Genomic DNA, 17,570 nt, shown 5'->3' on the forward strand with positions numbered 1-17,570 from the left:
AGTACTGAAGTGTTCAGGTCTCTCGTTTTTCTACTTGTTCTCTTATCTCTCCATATTCTATTAAGACGTCAAGCAGATGGTTATAATTTGTTCACCTAATTTATATAGAAAGTGGTTCTTTTCCTCAAACGGATGCCGCTCTTTCACATATGATGCAAAGTAGAGAAATGAGAGTTGGGGGATTAGATATGTCCAAAAAGATAGAAATGAGTTTGAAGGCTTTTTTTCGTGACAAAACGATATTAGTCACAGGCGGTACGGGTTCGATCGGCCGTCAAATTGTGAAAAAATTAACATCATGCTCTCCAAAGAAGATTATCGTCTTCAGCAAAGATGACAGCAAACAATACATGATGAAAAATGAGTATGCAGATCATCCAGAAGTTGCATTCGCTTTAGGAGATGTACGAGATGCAAGCCGCGTGAGACAGCTCGTCAAAGGCGTTGATATCATCTTTCATGCAGCCGCCTTAAAACAAGTACCCACTTGTGAAGACAATCCGTTTGAAGCCGTGCAAACGAATATTATCGGCGGGCAGCACGTCATTGAAGCCGCAATCGAACATGAAGTCAGTCATGTTGTCAACATATCAACTGACAAAGCGGTTTCTCCAACAAATGCCATGGGTGCAACAAAATTAATTTCAGAAAAACTATTTTTCCAAGCAAACGAAAGTATTCCGAATCAAAAAACGATGTTTTGCTCTGTGCGTTTTGGCAATGTGCTTGGATCAAGAGGTTCAGTCATTCCCATCATGCTCCAGCAGCTGTTAAATGAAAAACCTTTGACCGTAACTGACCCTAATATGACACGTTTTTTTATGTCCATCGAAGAGGCTGTCTCCCTCACACTTCAAGCAGCGATCATGATGAAAGGCGGCGAAACGTTCATTCTCAAGATGGAGTCATTACAGCTTGCTGATCTCTTAAAAGCGTTTCATGAATATGCCACTCAAATCAATGTCGCATCCCCGGATATTCTCGTTGTTGGGAAAAGACCTGGAGAAAAGCTTCACGAAGAGCTCACATTTCAGCACGAAGCAGATGCACTATTTGAGCATGAACAATTTTATGCCATTTTACCAAGACCACAACTGCACGCTGACTTTCAAAAAGTCGACTTAACCAATTACACATCAAATGAAGCGCCTCTCATTACAAAAGAAAAGCTATTCCACATCATTGAACAATTACATCACACGCATCATAAAAAATAAAAAATCGTCACACGGAAGCAGATGCCTTCCATGTGACGATTTTTAAATAGATCAATCAAATAGATGTTTCAAATTCCCATAGCCTTCTTTTTCAAGATCATCCTTTGGGATAAACTTCAAAGCGGCTGAGTTAATACAATACCGAAGACCATTTGGTCCTGGTCCATCAGGAAAGACATGACCTAGATGAGAATCAGCTGTTTTGCTGCGCACCTCTGTCCGCACCATCCCATGGCTCGTATCCACCTTCTCCGCTACTTCCTCATCTTCAAGCGGCTTTGTGAAACTCGGCCAGCCGCAATGGGCATCAAACTTATCTAAAGATGAAAAAAGCGGCTTGCCTGAAATGATATCTACATAAATGCCTTCTTCTTTGTGATCCCAGAATTCATTTTGAAATGGCGGCTCAGTGCCATTATTTTGCGTGACTTCGTACTGCATTCGGTTTAATTCTTTCAGACGCTTTTCTTTTTCGTTTGTCATGATTTATCACTCCAATGGGACTCAATAAAACCCGCTCTGCCCGAACCGACATGATATCGTTCGTAGTGCATTTTGTTCTTTTTATAATAATGCTGATGATATTCCTCTGCGGGATAAAAAGGACCAGCATCTAAAATTTCTGTCACAATTGGCTTTTGGAAAGTGCCGCTTTCGTTCAGCTTCTCTTTCGATGCTTCTGCAAGCTTTCTCTGCTCGTCATGATGAACATAAATACCTGTGCGGTAGGACTCTCCTCTATCACCAAATTGCCCTCCATCATCTGTTGGGTCTATTTGCTGCCAATACAGTTCTAATAGCTTTTCATACGAGAAAACGTCTGGATCAAACGTGATTTGAACCGCTTCTCTATGTCCTGTTGTATTTGTACATACTTCCTCATAGGTCGGATTCACTGTATGTCCGCCAGTATACCCTGATTCAACTTTGATAATGCCCGGCTGTTCATCAAAAGGTTTAACCATACACCAGAAGCAGCCTCCTGCAAATGTGGCTAATTCTTGTTTTTCAGACATATTAGTGCCCCCTTCATTTAAAAAATGGTATCATCATATTATAACATGATGAAAAATAATGAAAATGATACGACTTGTATACCTAAAATAAAAGAAAGCATTCTGTCGTATCTTAAAATATAATGGGGGTTTAATGATTGGAACAAAGAAAACAAATGATGTATGAAATGGATTCTTTACTGAGAACCGTATTTAAGCAGATCCGTTATGAGATTAACAGCCTGCTCGAAAACGAATTATCTCGGAATGAATTTCTCATTTTAAATCTGCTTCGTGAGCAAGGTGCAAAAAAAGTAACGGAATTTGCGTCCATTCTAGGGGTGTCAGCAAGCCATATCACAGCTGTGACCGACACACTCGTAGAGAAGGGCTGGATTACCCGTATCCGTTCTAAAGAGGATCGCCGCATCATCAAAATCCACTTAACCGATAAGGGTAAGGAAATTACTGAGCATTTTGAGAAAAAGAAAACAGAATACTTTATGGAGCGATTTGAGTCATTCGACGACGAAGAACTGAAAACAATGATCAAATTATTTAAAAAGCTGGATAAAAGTCAAAAGGATTAAGCATAGATTTTAGCGCTCTGGACATGCTACGGATAAAAAGAGGTGGAATGAACCATGACAAGCCCTTATCTTTGTCCAAACTGTAAAACAAACAGAACGCGCTTTAATCTGATTGAGCAGCTTTCAGAACCTGTGAAGCTGGATCCTGCGACCGGAGCAGTTGTCGAAAGATACGAAGGAGAGCAGCTTTCTCCTTTTCACGTGAGCTATCAAGGTCCTCAAATAAAAGTCCAGTGCGGCGTTTGTGGTTTAATTGAGGATGAAAAAACGTTCATTAAGCTAGCTGAATATCATCAATATTCTTCTCCTTCTTAACTTGCGGGCCTGACGGAAAACGTCAGGCTTTTTTCTATGCTTCTTTTGCCTATACAGATCGCCTTTTTCATGCATACGCTACAAAAAAACACCATCGCATAAGAAAGTAGGGATTGATGACATGCAGCAGCTCTCTTATCATGACTTTCCATACCGTCCACTCGCTGCGGGCTTCGAGCACCCTCAAAGCAGCCCTTCATCCAAAGCCTTTATTCGGCTCTTTCACGCTGCACCAGATCTTAGTGAGCTCGCTGTATATGTGAATCGGAATGAGGTCTTGAAAAAAATGCCTTACAGTCATTTGACAGCTTATATGGAGTGGAATGAGGGAATTTATGAGATAGAAGTGTTCAAGCTGACTACAAAAGAAAGAGTTCTTCATTCTTGCATGATGATTAAACGTAGCGAGATTTACACCCTATGTATCACAGGTGCTCATGCAGGTTTTGCGCTGCTGACAGAGCGGCAAGACCCTGTGATTCAACACGAGGACCTGTCAGCCCTTACATTTGTCCATCTGTCTCCAGACCTTCCTTCCATTGATATATATGAACGTGATCAAGGGGTGTTATCAAAGGAGCTTCATTATGTAAACGGCACTCACATTCATCATTTCTCCCCGAATAAATATCATTTTGAATTAAAAGCCGCCGGTACTCAAAGTGTACTGCTTGATATCCCAAAAGTTCATCTGCAAGCAAATCGCGCATACCTCATTCTGCTTCATGGCTTTGCTAACGGAGAGCCAGAGCTTATGGCGAAGGTGGTCTTGTCTCAGCAAATATAAAAAAGAGCCTTTCCTCAATGGAAAAGGCTCTTTACGAGACATCTTCAGCTTTTTCTTGCTTTTGAAAATCAAAAGCAAGAATCATGATACCTAGAAATAATGCACAATAGGCAATATTTAAGTAAAACTGATCGATATTTTCTGCTCTTAAATCAGTGGCAGCTGTAATGCCAAAGTACGCAGCAAATAAAAGCGACAGTAAACTAAAATATTGATAGACTCGCTTCATGATTTCACTCCTGACTCACTTTCTATTGCTTTGGATGATAATATGAGAACTCAATTTCATCGTTCTCTAGATCAATTTTGTTTGCTTTCACATACATATCATTCGTCAGTGGCATTTCTGAAAGGCGTACTTCAACCGTTTTTTGATCCGGTTTCACATGAACGAATTCTGGCAGTTCATAGAACTGGCCCATGTAGCTTAAAACAAAACTAATCGGAATGCTCAATTGTCCAATTGAAAGGCCATCCACTTTCAACAGCACATCACCATTATCTTCGACAGTTGGCGTAAATGAGACGTTTGCATCAATAGTCGAAGAGAAAGCTTTAATTGCGCCTGTTACTTTCACATCTTGATCGATCGCCACATGAAAGTCTGGCATATCACTTGATCCTTGATTTTTCAAGTAATCATTGATAAAGCTGGTGAGCGATTCCTTTGAGCTAGATATATTAAAAGAATACTCGCTTTTTAATTCTTTAGTTGAAGCGGATTGACCGCCTGGCAGCATCATCAAAATACCGCAGGCAAGAACAATCAATAGATTGATTGCAAGTAAAATAAAAAATAAGTTTTTCCACTTTTTCATACGTTCACCCTATTCCTTCGGCAGTCCTTCTTTTTTCACTTTGGAGAATAAACGATTTGCCATAAGAGAGTACCCCTTTTGGTTTGGGTGGAAATCATCATCTGCCAGTAATTTTTCATCAGAATCTTCCTCAAATAAATCTGCTACATTGATCATATCAGCGTTGCCGTCTTTTTTCAGTTCTTTTTTGGCAGCGGCATTCCAATCTTTGACGACTTCATCAATATCTCGCAGCTCAGACAAACTGAACTTAAAGGGATTGTACATGCTGACATACATGATCTTCGCATGATCATTGTGCTTTCTCAATTGAGCAAGAATGGTTTTAAAGCGCTCCTCAAAAGGACCCTGCTCTTTTTGAAAAGGAGCAAAAGTCAAATTGAGCACATTTTGATGGACAACATGCATTAAGTCATTGCCGCCGATCGTAAAGAAAATATAGTCAGCGTCTTTCAGTCCGTCTTGCACCTTTTTTTCTTTTAATCTTTTTAATAAATCTACCGTTCTACTGCCTTTAATGGCATAATTTTTTAATGTGACAGATTGCACGCCGTCCACCGCTTCTAACTTGTCACGGGTCATGCCTGCATATCCTTTTTTATGTTGATCTCCGATTCCTTCTGTTAAGGAATCTCCAACCGCTGCGATCGTAATATGTTCTTTTACGTCTTGTGTGTCTTCTAGTTTATCCTTTATGCCAGCCTCTTGCGCGGAACATGCAGAAAGAACAAAAGCTAGAGACATCACAATCAAAATCAAACGAGCCTTCAAACGATGATGTCCCTCCTTTTTCTGATTAAAAAAGTGTATCATGTTTTCGCTCATTTGAACATCCTTATGCTAGCTTCGATTCAGCGTTTTGATGTCCTTGATAATTTCATCATAAGGTGTATTTTGTACACCATCATAATTTTTCATCACTTTCCCTTCTTGATCAACTAGGAAAAACAATGACTGATGAATCACTTGGTCTTCATCTTCAGGTTTCTTCACAATGGTTTTAAAGCTCTTCATTGCGAATTTTTCGATTGCGGACTGTGAATAGCCAGTGAGAAAATCCCAATTTTTAAAGGACAATGGATATGCTTTCGCAAATTCTTTTAGCTTGTTCGGTGAGTCTACCTCCGGGTCCACGCTAAAGGAAATGATATGAGCATCCAATTTTTCTTCTTTTAACCGTTTTTGCAGCTCTGTCATATGAGCAGTCATCGGCGGACAGATCGTTTCACAGCTTGTGAAAATAAAATCTGCAACCCATACTTTCCCCTTCAAATCATCCAATGACACCTTTTGACCATCCTGATTTTCATACTCAAACGGCTGTATTTGATAATTTAACGCATCTTTGATTTGTCCATTTGAACATGAGACTAAAAGAAGCACGCTTATGATAATAAGCGCACCAAGTGAGGCTCCCCTTTTTTTAAGCATGGTACGTCCATCCCCTTTTCAATCAATCGGTATAAAAAGTAAAGCCTATTGCGCCTTTTCCAGTGTGACACGAAATAATCGGTGTTGTGTAGGCAATGTCAACAAGTGCTTCAGGTGTGTGATCAAGCAGCGCTGATTTGAGCTTTTCAGCGAGTTCTAATGCATCTGCATGCGCTATCCCAATGGCTTGAACTGTTTTTCCTTTCACGGCCTGTACATACTGTTTGGTCAAATAGCGGACAAGAGCAGAATAGCTTCTCACATTCGCTTCCGGCGTGTATACCCCATCCGTTAAGCTGGCAATTGGTTTGATATGAAGAAGTGAGCCGATCAGCGCCTTTCCTCTTCCAATTCTTCCACCTTTCACGAGATTTTCTAATGTATCGATTGTGACAAATAGCTTTGTTTTAAGACGGATTTTATCCATTTCTTTGATGATGTCTTCACGGCTTGCACCATTTTTTGCAAGCTCTGCTGCTTTGCTGACTTGAAAACCTAACCCATAGGAAATAAAATTTGAATCAATCACCGTGATGTTTCCGTCTACCATTTTCGAAGCGCTTTCAGCAGTTTGAACAGTACCACTCATTCCACCCGTTAAATGGATACTAATGACTTCGCTTCCATCTGCTGTGAGCTTTTCATATAATTCGACGAATTGACCGATCGCAGGTTGAGACGTTTTCGGCAATTCCTCAGCGGCCTCCATTTTTTCAATAAATTCATCTGGCTGTATATTCACTCGGTCAATATAATCAACCCCAGAAATGGAGATATTGAGCGGAATCACGTGAATGGAAAGATCATTGATTTTTTCTTGCGGAAGGTCCACAGTTGAATCTGTTACAATTTTAATTTGTTTCACTATCGTCTCATCCTTGCTGTCTTAGTCTTTACTTATGATATTACCTTATTTCGTGCATACTTGAAAACAACTGTCATGACGTTTTTAAAATTGTCACATTTTCTTCTTTTTATGAAAAAAATCTTTGCCAAGCTGAGCAGCTGTCATTTCAAAACGGCCGCTCACTCCACTTGACAAAGATTTCTATTTACGCATTGTGTTTCAGTGTAGGCTCCTGATAGATCTGCTCATATGTGCTCCACTTGACGTTACGTTTCACATCCTCTCTGAAAGAGTATACAGCTCTCTTTCCTTTAGATACATAGACTTTTTTCAAGAAAGCTTCAAGTCTAAAGGTGAGCATGAAACCATACGTCTCATCTCCCTTTAGTACAGGGACTTCTGTTACCTTGATCTGAGCTCCATCCATCCGTCTAAAACATATTGTTTTGAGCAGCACAAACGATCAATCCTCTTTTCCAATGTTCTGTTAGGCCTAAATAAATAGGTGGAATAAATCTTGATCTTTATTCACTTCAACATAATGGAAGCCTTTTTTATTCATCCGTTCAATCAGTGCCGCATAGTCATCTCTTTCATTCAATTCGATGCCAACAAGCGCGGGGCCTTTGCTTCGGTTATTCTTTTTCGTATATTCAAAGCGTGAGATATCATCATTTGGACCTAATACTTCATCTAAAAATTCCCGAAGCGCTCCTGCTCTTTGCGGAAAATTGACAATGAAATAATGTTGAAGCCCTTCATAGATCATCGACCGTTCTTTGATTTCCTGCATTCTGCCAATGTCATTATTTCCTCCACTGACAATACAGACAACATTTTTCCCTTTAATCTCCTCGCGATGGGCATCCAGCGCTGCGATCGGCAGTGCGCCTGCCGGCTCTGCTACAATCGCACATTGATTATACAGCTCTAAAATGGTTGTACATACTTTTCCTTCAGGTACAAGACTGATTTTATCGACAACGGACTGAAGCGATGTAAACGTCTTTTCGCCAATCCGCTGAACCGCTGCTCCGTCTACAAACTTATCAATTGAATCAAGTGTCACAACCTTGCCCTTTTCATGGGAAGCATGGAGTGAAGCTGCGCCAAGTGGTTCGACTGCAATGATTTCGGTTTCTGGGGCGATATTTTTGATATATGTACCAACTCCAGATAACAGACCTCCACCTCCAACACTTGCAAATAAAAAGTGAGGCTCCACTTCGATATCATTTAATATTTCTACAGCAGTCGTTCCTTGTCCTGCCATCACATCCAAATCATCAAACGGATGGATAAACTCGCGCTTCTCTTCATCTCCGCATTTTACTGCTTCATGATATGAATCATCAAACGTATCTCCGGTTAAGATAATTTCAACATATTCTTTTCCGAAAAGCTCCACTTGAGATACTTTTTGCCTTGGTGTCGTGGCAGGCATAAAGATTTTCCCGTGGATCCCTAAATATTTACAAGAATAGGCAACACCCTGTGCGTGATTTCCTGCACTTGCACAGACAATGCCGTTTTCTAGTTTATCTTTTGGAAGCTGGCTCATTTTATTAAAAGCGCCTCTTAATTTAAAGGAACGAACTACTTGAAGATCCTCTCTTTTTAAGTAGACATTACATTCATATCGTTCAGAAAGTCGCTCATTTTTTTGAAGAGGTGTATGAATCACTACATCCTTCAAATTTTGATGGGCCTTTAAAATGTCTTTCACTTGAATTAGCGTGTTTTCTTTGAGCAACGGTTTCATGTACAAGATCCTTTCTCTTTAACCTTATTTAATTTGTCATTATAACATGAATATTCAAAAAATAAACCGATAGATCATGGATCAAGCATAAATTTCATAAACTTTTTCGTTTTTCTGTACATTTGGTTTTATTGGGTGTTACAATTGAACCAATTAGAACCACAAAGAAAGGAATCACCCGATGACCACACATTCGTTTACGTCTATATATGGAGAGCATCAAGAAATGAAGCGTGCCATTCATCTGGCAAAGCAATTCACAAAACACGAGCAGCCGGTCTTGATAACAGGAGAAATTGGCACAGGCAAAACACTATTTGCCCAGGAAATTGCAAATGCAGCTGCTCCAAACGCTTCACTGACACATCTATATTGCCCCGTCTTAGATGAAGATACCTTACAGAAAGCCTTCACGGAAAAGACCCGTCAAATTCTTTATTTAGACGAAATCGCCGCATTAAGTATTCCTATGCAGCATCAGGTCATTCGTTTTCTAGAAACATCTTTTGCAACAAAAATCATTGCCACTTCGTCTTTATCAATAGAGGCATTGAGGGTGTCATCTACCTTTTTACCTGAGCTGTTTTATCGTTTAAATGTTTTTCATTTGCCCCTGCCGTCATTAGCAGAGCGAAAAACAGACATTCCTGTGTTAACAACTGCTTTCTTTCAGGAGCTGAGCATGACGCCTGATATTGATCAAAGTGTTTGGGAAACCTTGCAGGAGTATCCGTTTGAAGGAAACGTACAGGAACTCAAAAATATCGTTCATTATGCTGCAGTCATTCTCGAGGGGCAAACGGTATTTTTACACCACCTGCCGCCTTTTGTGTTAACACCTCTTTCGCCGGACGTAAAAGGAAAAAAGGAAGAACACCAGCTCACACTAATGGAAAAACAAGAGTTTGTTTTCCTGCTGGAAGCCATTAAGTCTCTCAATGAGAAAGGTGAAGCAGCCAGCAGACGCATCTTGTCTGAATTAAGCAAACAAGGCGACATTCCGCTGACTCCTCAGCAGGTGAGAAGCCGATTAGATGACCTTGAGAAAAAAGCATACGTGACAAAAGGAAAAGGCAGGGCCGGCACGAAGATTACACTTGAAGGTCTTTCATTCCTGAAGTCACTTGATGGTTATATACCGGTTCAATAAAAGGAGGACATCCATTGTTTACTGTAAAAGAAGAAATTGCAAACGCCATTACACATGGCATTGGCGTTATTTTATCCATACCAGCCATTGTTTTTCTCGTGTTATTCGCTGTTCAATACGGCACTGTCACAGAGATCATCAGCTTTTCGATATTTGGCGCATCCATGCTGCTGCTCTATTTAAGCTCGACCTTGCTTCATAGCATTCGGCACAAAAAAACAAAAGATGTATTTGAAATCCTCGACCACTCGGCTATTTATGTATTGATTGCTGGTACATATACGCCCTTTTTACTAGGACCATTAAAAGGCGCACTAGGCTATACGCTTCTTGCGATTGTATGGGCGCTTGCTGCTGGCGGAATTGTCTTTAAAATCTTTTTCGTCAAACGGTTTATCATTGTGTCCACGCTCGTTTATTTATTAATGGGCTGGATGATTATCATTGCCATCAAACCACTTTACATTGGGTTAACGGGCGCAGGATTTGGCCTCTTACTGTTAGGCGGTCTATTGTATTCAGTCGGAACCATCTTTTATATTTGGCGGAAAATCCCCTATCATCATGCCATTTGGCACAGCTTTGTACTCGGCGGCAGTGCATCGATGTTCTTCTGCATTCTCTTCTATTGTGTGAACATTCCTGCTGCATGAAAAAAACCAGCATCCACTTTCGGATGCTGGTTTTTCTATGCGCGCTTTTGGGCGTAATCACTCATCATGACAGGTGCTTTAATATGAATATCAACATTAACAGGGCGCAGCCTTTTCACGACTTTCCCAGTTAATAGACGATCCGTTCCACTTGTTTCAATCGGTACAAGCGGACAATCACAATCTTCAGCAAGTGCCTCTGCCATGTGACGCTGTGCTTCTGAAAGCAATACGCTCTGCCCAGATAAGATTCTTTCCTTTGCTTCTTCTAATAAGGCATCATCAGATTGATTCTGATGAATAACCGCCATCTTCTTCAGCCATTGTTTTAAAATGGGATATCGAAAAAGATTCGGCTTTGCCATGAAAGCAAATGGCTTCTCAAGGTGACCAATCAATAATGTCGTCGTGACTGGATTCAGTGCCTGTGTGATATAAATAACGGGTCCATCTGGCAGCTTCTTTTGCTGGTGAATGGTCATGACTGATCCTGACTGATCAATACAGCCCCGGGCAAACCTTTTTGCATGCTCATGAATGAGATGCATTCGTTTCGTATAGGAAATGCGCGGATCAGTTAATTCATGGGCATGCAAATGCCTCATACTTTTAAAAAAGGATACAACAACATAAATCGTTAAAAACCAATAACGAAACAACCGTACTCCTCCTACTCATTTATCCTTTTTTGTCATAAACGACAAATTCATAATTGTAGGGGTTCTTTTCGTCACGATGGCCTTTTTCGCGTGATACAACCGTCCATTCGTTTTCATTGTAATCAGGAAAGTAGCGGTCTCCTTCAAACGCATGGTGAATATGCGTGATATATAGACGATTCGCATATGGCATCATTTCTTCATACAGCTTAGACCCGCCGATGATAAATAACTCTGTCTCGTTCTCCCCGATTGCCAAAATATCAGCAATGGAATGGACAACCTCGCATCCTTCTGCTTCAAAAGAAGAACTTGTCGTCAAAACGATATTACGGCGGTTAGGAAGCGCTCGTCCGATTGATTCAAACGTTTTTCTGCCCATGACAATCGTATGGCCGCCTGTGACCTTCTTAAAATACGCTAAATCAGCTGGTAAATGCCAAGGCATTTGATTATCTTGACCAATGACTCTGTCTTTTCCTGTCGCCACAATCATTGAAATCATACACTGACTTCTCCTTTGATATGCGGGTGCGGGTCATAGTTCTCAAGTACAAAATCATCGAACGTGAAATCAAAAATGCTTTTCACATCTCTTGTGATGCGAAGCTGCGGAAGCGTGCGTTCCTCACGCTCTAGCTGCATTTTCACCTGCGGAAGATGATTCTGATAAATATGAGCATCTCCTAGCGTATGAATAAACTCTCCTGGCTCAAGATTTGTAACTTTGGCAATCATCATCGTGAGAAGGGCATATGAAGCAATATTAAATGGCACGCCTAAAAAGATATCTGCCGATCTTTGATAAAGCTGGCAGGAAAGCTTCCCGTTTGATACGTAAAATTGAAACAGACAATGACATGGAGGCAGCGCCATTTGATCAATTTCACCCGGGTTCCAAGCGCTGACGATCAGTCTTCTTGAATTCGGATTATGCTCGATATCGTGGATCAGCTTTGTGATCTGATCCACAGTCTCACCGTCCCCACTAGCCCAAGATCGCCACTGCGCTCCGTACACACGGCCCAGTTCGCCATTTTCATCTGCCCATTCGTTCCAAATCCGGACGCCATTTTCCTGAAGATATTTGACATTTGTATCACCTTTTAAAAACCACAGTAACTCATGAATAATTGATTTCAGGTGCAATTTCTTTGTTGTTAAAAGCGGAAATCCTTCCTGCAAATCAAATCTCATCTGGTAACCGAACGTGCTGATTGTACCTGTTCCCGTTCTGTCACCTTTTTCATCCCCGTGCTGTAATACATGACGGCATAACTCTTTGTATTGTTTCATTTTTTTCATCCTTTATTTATGTTCTTGTTGTAGTTTACCTTATTTCTGCTTTTGTTTAAACCAAAAAAACATGCCTGCATGATGAGCAGACATGTTTTTCTTTTTATACTTGATTCACTCGATCCTGCTCTTCGTCCTTAATATCTTGGTGTGAGTGAGCAATACGGCTAGCTGCTGCTGCGGCAAGCGCGGCGACAAGGTCATCAAGGAAGGTATGCACTTCACCTGGACGACCTTCATCTAATTCCCTGATAATACCAAATTTCTCTTTATCTAAATAACCGAAGTTGGTCAAACCGATTGATCCATATACATTGACAATGGAAAGCGGAATAATTTCATCAATACCATATAGCGGCTCGTCTGTTTCTACTAAGTGCTGCAATGGTTCTGGCAATAGCTTTTTTTCAGCCAGCTGATCAAGGGCAAGTCCTGTTAAAACCGCATGGACAATTTCCCTTTTATTCAACACTTTTTCAACATTTTCAATACAGACACTAAGTGGAAGGTTTGGATGATATTTTTCTTGAAGCTTTAGCACAATATGTGCAATATCTTCAATTTTCACTCCACGTTCGTTTAACATTTGTTTTGTAATCTGCACCATTTCGTTCATTGTATACTTTTTCAATTGGCATGACATCTCCTTCTAGTGGCTCATCCAGCTCGGCGGGGTGTTTTTGTCCCAGTAAATATTACCGAGTTCATGATGCGTCTGGAATCCATCTTCTGCTGTATGGTAGTGAAAGTTAAACCAATATCCGCTGTGTGGCGGCTGATCTCTTCTCACATGAAAACGGAGCAAATCTTCTCCAGTCTTCCGGTTGTAGATGTGGAAGATTTTTTCGCCATTTCCGCTCGAAGGCTGATCAGTTAACACAACATCTTGAAATTTTTCGTCATCTTTGAAATTTGTTAAAACATCGGTTAACACTTGTTCAATTTTCGGTTGAATCTCTTCTCTGTACTCGTCTTCAATGACAGGTGTGATTTTACGGCCGAATTTGAGAAAGGATTGATTTTCTGCACTTGATAGAACCTCCTCCTTATATTGCTCAAAGGGGTCTACCTGCTCTTTGTTGTCCTCTTGCGATAGTTCCCAGCTGCGTAATTCATCTGATGTATCATAAACCGCTGTATAAGGCGTTTTATCAGATGAAGAAAGTTCAGATGGCTTGTCTGTCATCAAAGCCGACGGAGGAGAGATCAAACCAAAAGTTGCAATTGTAAAGAGCGCAACAAGCGTTTTTCTCATCCACATCTTCATGATATCTAATTCCTTCCATAAGTTATCATACTGCTATTCTAGCATATAATGAATTTTCAGTCATTCAATTTGGTCACTGATTTGAGACTTTCTTTTTCATAATAAAACGTTTACAATGACAGTAATGACGACTAAAATTTGGGAGGAATGGGTATGCTTGAAGGGTTTTTCATCACAGCTTCCTTGCTGACACTGTTTTATTTTGTCTATATGGAGATTACGGATTAAAGCCCTTAGAAAGGGCTTTTTCAGATTGTTGACAAAGGGCTAAAATAATCTTGATTTTAGCCCTTTGTCTTCTATTCAGCGTGATAGAAAACCTTTGAAGTCTAGGAAGGACGAGCACTGGAATGGAGCGAATTTGACATTCGTGAGTACCGCAGCGCAGGACTGACAACGAATGCAAGGGTTTGTCTACACGCTGTAAAAGCCCTTAGTGAGGGCTTTTTTCTTTCTCAATATAACCATAATGAAATTGGGCTGTTTTTCGTTTTATGACGTGAAATTGATAGGATTCCGCTGTAAATCGTGTACTTTTCCAATGATCTTTTAAAACCACTCTTTTTCTTGCCACTCTTAACGCCTCTTGCACGGCTATTTCGTGATCAAAGTGGTGCTCTGCCGCATGACGCAGCGGCGCTATACTTGTAGATTCTTGAATCGTTTCCTCAAACATCGGATCAAAATAGACAATATCAAATGAACGGTCAGGACACTGCTTTAGCTGCTCGATACTGTCTCCACTGATCACAGATATCCGTTTCATCGCTTCATCTGCTTCTTCTATCCCTGTTTCCCATGTGTTCAGTCCTTCTCGCACTAGTAACGCCGTAATGGGATTCTTTTCTATACCGACGGCCCTTCCATTCCTGCCTATCGCACAGCTTGCAGTAATAGCATCAGACCCTAAGCCAAGTGTGCAATCTAAAAAGGAATCTCCCGGCTTTAGCTGGGCTGCTTCGATTAAAGGATCCTTTTCTCCGCGCAAGAGCCGCTTCACCCTGAACATCGCTGAGCTTGGATGAAAAAAGAACTTTTCACCATTGGGCTGATACCATTCGAATCTTTCTTTCCCGACAACAAGTACATCTCCTCGTTTCATCGCAAGCTGCTTGACGGATTGTTTGCGTCTTTCTACATACTCACCATCTAAATCCTTTGCAAGCGCCTTCGCTGTTTCAATCGTTTGTTCATTTGCTCTAAAGCTTGTTGTAATGAGCATATTGTTCCTCCATCATGATCAAGAAAAAATGCCCTGATCTGATCACAGGGCATTTCAACACTTGTATTAGCAATGTTTTTCGAATGCAGTTAAGACATTTTTCATGATATCTTCCATTTCATGACCTTCAATTTCGTCACGCGGGATAAAATGAACGAGTTCATTTCCTTTTAAAAGGGCCATAGAAGGAGATGATGGCTCTTCACCCGTGAAGTATTCTCTCATTTTTGCCGTTGCTTCCCGATCCTGCCCAGCAAATACTGTGACGATTCTGTCTGGAGCTTTTTCTGCCTTCATCACAGCTTGAGTCGCTGCTGGGCGTGCTAATCCGGCAGCACATCCGCATACAGAATTAATGACAACAAATGTTGTTCCTTCAGCTTCTTGCATGGTTTGTTCTACTTCTTCTTCCGTCTTAAGTTCTTGAAATCCTGCACTTGTCAGCTCTTGGCGCATTGGCACAACGAGCTGGCGCATATATTCTTCATATGCCATTGACATAAAAAAGCCCCCTCTAAAAATCCTTATGTTGTGAATAAAGGATACTATAGAGAGAGCCAATTTTCAAATCTTCCATATCAGATTAAATTTTCATGATTCCGCCTGTATTGGCTGATGTCACAAGTTTTGAATATCTAGCAAGATAGCCAGTTTTCACTTTTGGCTCAAAGCCTTTCCAGTTTGCTTTTCTTTTTTCCCATTCTTCCTCTGGAACATCGACGCTTAAAATGCGTTGTTCAATATCAACCACGACATGGTCACCATTTTCAACAAAGGCGAGCGGGCCGCCTTCAGCTGCCTCTGGAGAGACGTGTCCAATGGACAAACCACGAGAAGCGCCGGAAAAACGTCCGTCAGTAATTAAAGCAACCTTTGGCCCAAGTCCCATGCCGACAATTTGTGAAGTTGGTGCAAGCATTTCTGGCATACCAGGTCCGCCTTTAGGTCCTTCATAGCGAATAATGACAACATGTCCTGCTTCTACTTTTCTATTAATGATGCCTTCAAGAGCTTCTTCTTGGGATTCAAATACGATCGCAGGTCCTTCGTGACGTGTGATCCCATCTTGTACCCCGCCCGTTTTAATGATGGCTCCATCTGGCGCAAGGTTTCCAAATAAAACGGCTAAGCCGCCCTTTTCAGTAAATGGCTTATCGATTGGATAAATGACGTTATAGTCTTTTACCTCATGTCCTGCAATGTTCTCACCAAGCGTTTTCGCTGTGACGGTCATTGTATCTAAATGAAGTGCGCCTTCTTTTTTGGACAATTCATTTAGCGCAGCTGTGACGCCGCCTGCTTCATGTAAATCCTCAATATAAACATCCGAAGCTGGAGCAAGTTTTGATAAATGAGGCACACGCTCAGCTACTTCATTGATACGTTCAAGTGAATATTCCACACCTGCTTCATTTGCGATCGCCAGTGTGTGAAGAACGGTATTGGTTGAACCACCAAGTGCCATATCTAATGCAAATGCGTTATCAATTGCTTTTTCAGTAACAATATCACGTGGTTTAATATCCTTTTTAATGAGCTCCATCAGTTGTTTTGCTGACTTTTTCGCAAATTCTCTTCGCTCTGGTGATGTCGCCAAAATCGTTCCATTTCCAGGAAGAGCAATTCCAAGCGCCTCTGCTAAACAGTTCATTGAGTTTGCTGTAAACATACCTGAACAAGAACCGCAGGTTGGACAGCCAAACTGTTCTAATTCATTTAATTCCTCTTCGTTAATTTTACCTGACTGGTATGCACCAACGCCTTCAAATACAGAAGAAAGAGAAATCTTTCTGCCATCACTTGTTCTACCCGCTTCCATCGGACCACCGCTGACAAAGACAGTCGGAATATTGACACGCATCGCTGCCATCATCATCCCTGGTGTGATTTTATCGCAGTTAGGAATACAAACCATTCCATCAAACCAGTGAGCAGATACAACGGTTTCTACAGAGTCAGCAATGATTTCACGGCTTGGTAATGAATATCTCATCCCGATATGACCCATCGCAATTCCATCATCGACCCCAATCGTATTGAATTCAAATGGGACCCCGCCAGCTTCACGAATGGCTTCTTTCACAATTTTCCCGAATTCCTGAAGATGGACATGTCCTGGGACAATATCAATATAGGAATTACATACGGCAATAAATGGCTTGCCGAAGTCCTCATCCTTTACCCCCGCCGCTCTTAGTAAGCTTCGGTGAGGTGCTCTGTCAATTCCTTGTTTAATCATATTACTGCGTAGTTCTGCCATCTGTTTAAAAAGCCTCCTATACTACAAGTCTTGTTGACTGCATGATTTTGAGTTGATTTTATTTTACAAATTTTCTGTTTATTTAGCCACCGATGAATGACTGATGACCCACATGTCTGCTGAAACTAGCGCTCAGCAAGGTTCGTGTCATAAAATCTGACCTCCAATATTCTATATTGGTACTACTATATAGAGTTTTTTCGCATATTTCAACAATATTCAAAATAATTTTTCTAAAAAAATTTTTCTGTCTATCACTTTAAGAAAAACAAGCTGCCTTTCATTGGCAGCTTGCTCATAT

23 protein-coding genes are annotated in these 17,570 nt (G+C 40.9%); 6 read left to right on the forward strand and 17 right to left on the reverse strand.

All coding sequences use genetic code 11. From position 1 onward, the window contains the following. The first annotated feature begins 188 nt into the window (after positions 1-188). Entirely contained in the window at positions 189-1,217 is a 1,029-nt protein-coding gene (locus MKZ03_RS09485; protein WP_307499789.1) for an SDR family NAD(P)-dependent oxidoreductase, read from the forward strand. A gap of 51 nt (positions 1,218-1,268) precedes the next feature. On the opposite strand, the gene msrB is transcribed toward MKZ03_RS09485, so the two are convergent. Then, complete coding sequence (gene msrB / locus MKZ03_RS09490) at positions 1,269-1,700, reverse strand: peptide-methionine (R)-S-oxide reductase MsrB (RefSeq protein WP_307499790.1); 432 nt, start codon at positions 1,698-1,700, stop codon at positions 1,269-1,271. Beyond that, positions 1,697-2,233: a peptide-methionine (S)-S-oxide reductase MsrA gene (gene msrA, locus MKZ03_RS09495; RefSeq protein ID WP_307499791.1), complete on the reverse strand. Its 537-nt coding sequence runs from the start codon at positions 2,231-2,233 to the stop codon at positions 1,697-1,699. Before msrA ends, msrB begins: the two co-directional genes overlap by 4 nt. 137 nt (positions 2,234-2,370) lie before the next feature. On the opposite strand from msrA, the gene MKZ03_RS09500 reads away from it, so the two are divergent. From MKZ03_RS09500 to MKZ03_RS09510, 3 genes are all read left to right on the forward strand, one after another. Beyond that, positions 2,371-2,802: a MarR family transcriptional regulator gene (locus tag MKZ03_RS09500; protein ID WP_034660968.1), complete on the forward strand. Its 432-nt coding sequence runs from the start codon at positions 2,371-2,373 to the stop codon at positions 2,800-2,802. Positions 2,803-2,856: 54 nt separating this feature from the next. Next, positions 2,857-3,117 (forward strand): hypothetical protein, encoded by a 261-nt coding sequence (locus MKZ03_RS09505; protein WP_034660970.1) that lies wholly within the window; start codon positions 2,857-2,859, stop codon positions 3,115-3,117. Positions 3,118-3,238: 121 nt separating this feature from the next. Continuing rightward, the gene (locus MKZ03_RS09510) at positions 3,239-3,904 is read left to right on the forward strand and encodes a DUF4397 domain-containing protein (protein ID WP_307499792.1); all 666 of its coding nucleotides are present in this window, start codon (positions 3,239-3,241) and stop codon (positions 3,902-3,904) included. Between the two features lie 31 nt (positions 3,905-3,935). On the opposite strand, the gene ypmT is transcribed toward MKZ03_RS09510, so the two are convergent. From ypmT to ilvA, 7 genes are all read right to left on the reverse strand, one after another. Then, positions 3,936-4,133 (reverse strand): protein YpmT, encoded by a 198-nt coding sequence (gene ypmT, locus MKZ03_RS09515; protein WP_034660972.1) that lies wholly within the window; start codon positions 4,131-4,133, stop codon positions 3,936-3,938. Between the two features lie 22 nt (positions 4,134-4,155). Further along, positions 4,156-4,722, reverse strand: coding sequence for a YpmS family protein (locus MKZ03_RS09520; RefSeq protein WP_307499794.1), 567 nt, complete (start codon positions 4,720-4,722; stop codon positions 4,156-4,158). 9 nt (positions 4,723-4,731) lie between these two features. Continuing rightward, entirely contained in the window at positions 4,732-5,493 is a 762-nt protein-coding gene (locus tag MKZ03_RS09525; protein ID WP_223250486.1) for an SGNH/GDSL hydrolase family protein, read from the reverse strand. 69 nt (positions 5,494-5,562) lie between these two features. Continuing rightward, positions 5,563-6,153: an SCO family protein gene (locus tag MKZ03_RS09530; protein WP_034661968.1), complete on the reverse strand. Its 591-nt coding sequence runs from the start codon at positions 6,151-6,153 to the stop codon at positions 5,563-5,565. A 22-nt stretch (positions 6,154-6,175) separates the two neighbouring features. Further along, positions 6,176-7,018 carry a DegV family protein gene (locus MKZ03_RS09535; RefSeq protein WP_034660975.1) on the reverse strand — a complete coding sequence of 281 codons (843 nt, stop codon included), beginning with the start codon at positions 7,016-7,018 and terminating at the stop codon, positions 6,176-6,178. A gap of 187 nt (positions 7,019-7,205) precedes the next feature. Next, positions 7,206-7,457, reverse strand: coding sequence for a YpmP family protein (locus MKZ03_RS09540; RefSeq protein ID WP_034660976.1), 252 nt, complete (start codon positions 7,455-7,457; stop codon positions 7,206-7,208). 36 nt (positions 7,458-7,493) lie between these two features. Continuing rightward, positions 7,494-8,762: a threonine ammonia-lyase IlvA gene (ilvA, locus tag MKZ03_RS09545; RefSeq protein ID WP_034661970.1), complete on the reverse strand. Its 1,269-nt coding sequence runs from the start codon at positions 8,760-8,762 to the stop codon at positions 7,494-7,496. 181 nt (positions 8,763-8,943) lie between these two features. Here ilvA and MKZ03_RS09550 point away from each other — a divergent pair, with 181 nt between their 5' ends. Next, complete coding sequence (locus tag MKZ03_RS09550; protein WP_307499796.1) at positions 8,944-9,912, forward strand: sigma 54-interacting transcriptional regulator; 969 nt, start codon at positions 8,944-8,946, stop codon at positions 9,910-9,912. 14 nt (positions 9,913-9,926) lie between these two features. Beyond that, positions 9,927-10,565, forward strand: coding sequence for a PAQR family membrane homeostasis protein TrhA (trhA, locus tag MKZ03_RS09555; protein WP_034660979.1), 639 nt, complete (start codon positions 9,927-9,929; stop codon positions 10,563-10,565). A 35-nt stretch (positions 10,566-10,600) separates the two neighbouring features. Here the strand turns inward: trhA and MKZ03_RS09560 are convergent, their stop codons facing one another. The 8 genes from MKZ03_RS09560 to ilvD all read right to left on the reverse strand — a co-directional run bounded on the left by MKZ03_RS09560 (position 10,601) and on the right by ilvD (position 17,269). Beyond that, positions 10,601-11,224, reverse strand: a complete 624-nt coding sequence (locus MKZ03_RS09560) for a lysophospholipid acyltransferase family protein (protein ID WP_307499797.1) — start codon at positions 11,222-11,224, stop codon at positions 10,601-10,603. Between the two features lie 19 nt (positions 11,225-11,243). After that, positions 11,244-11,729, reverse strand: a complete 486-nt coding sequence (folA, locus tag MKZ03_RS09565) for a type 3 dihydrofolate reductase (RefSeq protein ID WP_034660981.1) — start codon at positions 11,727-11,729, stop codon at positions 11,244-11,246. Further along, the gene (locus MKZ03_RS09570; protein ID WP_064497497.1) at positions 11,726-12,520 is read right to left on the reverse strand and encodes a thymidylate synthase; all 795 of its coding nucleotides are present in this window, start codon (positions 12,518-12,520) and stop codon (positions 11,726-11,728) included. The genes folA and MKZ03_RS09570 overlap by 4 nt, the downstream gene beginning before the upstream one ends. 103 nt (positions 12,521-12,623) lie before the next feature. Beyond that, the gene (locus MKZ03_RS09575) at positions 12,624-13,151 is read right to left on the reverse strand and encodes a phosphatidylglycerophosphatase A family protein (protein ID WP_034660983.1); all 528 of its coding nucleotides are present in this window, start codon (positions 13,149-13,151) and stop codon (positions 12,624-12,626) included. A gap of 18 nt (positions 13,152-13,169) precedes the next feature. Continuing rightward, on the reverse strand, positions 13,170-13,787 hold the full coding sequence (locus MKZ03_RS09580; protein ID WP_060596585.1) for a YpjP family protein: 618 nt from the start codon (positions 13,785-13,787) through the stop codon (positions 13,170-13,172). A 433-nt stretch (positions 13,788-14,220) separates the two neighbouring features. Then, complete coding sequence (locus MKZ03_RS09585; RefSeq protein WP_307499800.1) at positions 14,221-15,009, reverse strand: class I SAM-dependent methyltransferase; 789 nt, start codon at positions 15,007-15,009, stop codon at positions 14,221-14,223. 66 nt (positions 15,010-15,075) lie between these two features. After that, positions 15,076-15,510 carry a BrxA/BrxB family bacilliredoxin gene (locus MKZ03_RS09590; protein WP_034660988.1) on the reverse strand — a complete coding sequence of 145 codons (435 nt, stop codon included), beginning with the start codon at positions 15,508-15,510 and terminating at the stop codon, positions 15,076-15,078. An 82-nt stretch (positions 15,511-15,592) separates the two neighbouring features. Beyond that, complete coding sequence (gene ilvD / locus MKZ03_RS09595) at positions 15,593-17,269, reverse strand: dihydroxy-acid dehydratase (protein ID WP_012010311.1); 1,677 nt, start codon at positions 17,267-17,269, stop codon at positions 15,593-15,595. Between the last annotated feature and the right edge of the window lie 301 nt (positions 17,270-17,570).

The organism is Bacillus sp. FSL R5-0431 (genome assembly GCF_038002985.1).
Lineage (GTDB): Bacteria > Bacillota > Bacilli > Bacillales > Bacillaceae > Bacillus.

Bases quoted from the DNA above. Each gene is read 5' to 3' on its own strand.
- MKZ03_RS09485 (WP_307499789.1), top strand. From the start codon at position 189: ATGTCCAAAAAGATAGAAATGAGTTTGAAGGCTTTTTTTCGTGACAAA.
- msrB (WP_307499790.1), bottom strand. From the start codon at position 1,700: ATGACAAACGAAAAAGAAAAGCGTCTGAAAGAATTAAACCGAATGCAG.
- msrA (WP_307499791.1), bottom strand. From the start codon at position 2,233: ATGTCTGAAAAACAAGAATTAGCCACATTTGCAGGAGGCTGCTTCTGG.
- MKZ03_RS09505 (WP_034660970.1), top strand. From the start codon at position 2,857: ATGACAAGCCCTTATCTTTGTCCAAACTGTAAAACAAACAGAACGCGC.
- MKZ03_RS09510 (WP_307499792.1), top strand. From the start codon at position 3,239: ATGCAGCAGCTCTCTTATCATGACTTTCCATACCGTCCACTCGCTGCG.
- ypmT (WP_034660972.1), bottom strand. From the start codon at position 4,133: ATGAAGCGAGTCTATCAATATTTTAGTTTACTGTCGCTTTTATTTGCT.
- MKZ03_RS09520 (WP_307499794.1), bottom strand. From the start codon at position 4,722: ATGAAAAAGTGGAAAAACTTATTTTTTATTTTACTTGCAATCAATCTA.
- MKZ03_RS09530 (WP_034661968.1), bottom strand. From the start codon at position 6,153: ATGCTTAAAAAAAGGGGAGCCTCACTTGGTGCGCTTATTATCATAAGC.
- ilvA (WP_034661970.1), bottom strand. From the start codon at position 8,762: ATGAAACCGTTGCTCAAAGAAAACACGCTAATTCAAGTGAAAGACATT.
- MKZ03_RS09550 (WP_307499796.1), top strand. From the start codon at position 8,944: ATGACCACACATTCGTTTACGTCTATATATGGAGAGCATCAAGAAATG.
- folA (WP_034660981.1), bottom strand. From the start codon at position 11,729: ATGATTTCAATGATTGTGGCGACAGGAAAAGACAGAGTCATTGGTCAA.
- MKZ03_RS09570 (WP_064497497.1), bottom strand. From the start codon at position 12,520: ATGAAACAATACAAAGAGTTATGCCGTCATGTATTACAGCACGGGGAT.
- MKZ03_RS09580 (WP_060596585.1), bottom strand. From the start codon at position 13,787: ATGAAGATGTGGATGAGAAAAACGCTTGTTGCGCTCTTTACAATTGCA.
- MKZ03_RS09585 (WP_307499800.1), bottom strand. From the start codon at position 15,009: ATGCTCATTACAACAAGCTTTAGAGCAAATGAACAAACGATTGAAACA.
- MKZ03_RS09590 (WP_034660988.1), bottom strand. From the start codon at position 15,510: ATGTCAATGGCATATGAAGAATATATGCGCCAGCTCGTTGTGCCAATG.
- ilvD (WP_012010311.1), bottom strand. From the start codon at position 17,269: ATGGCAGAACTACGCAGTAATATGATTAAACAAGGAATTGACAGAGCA.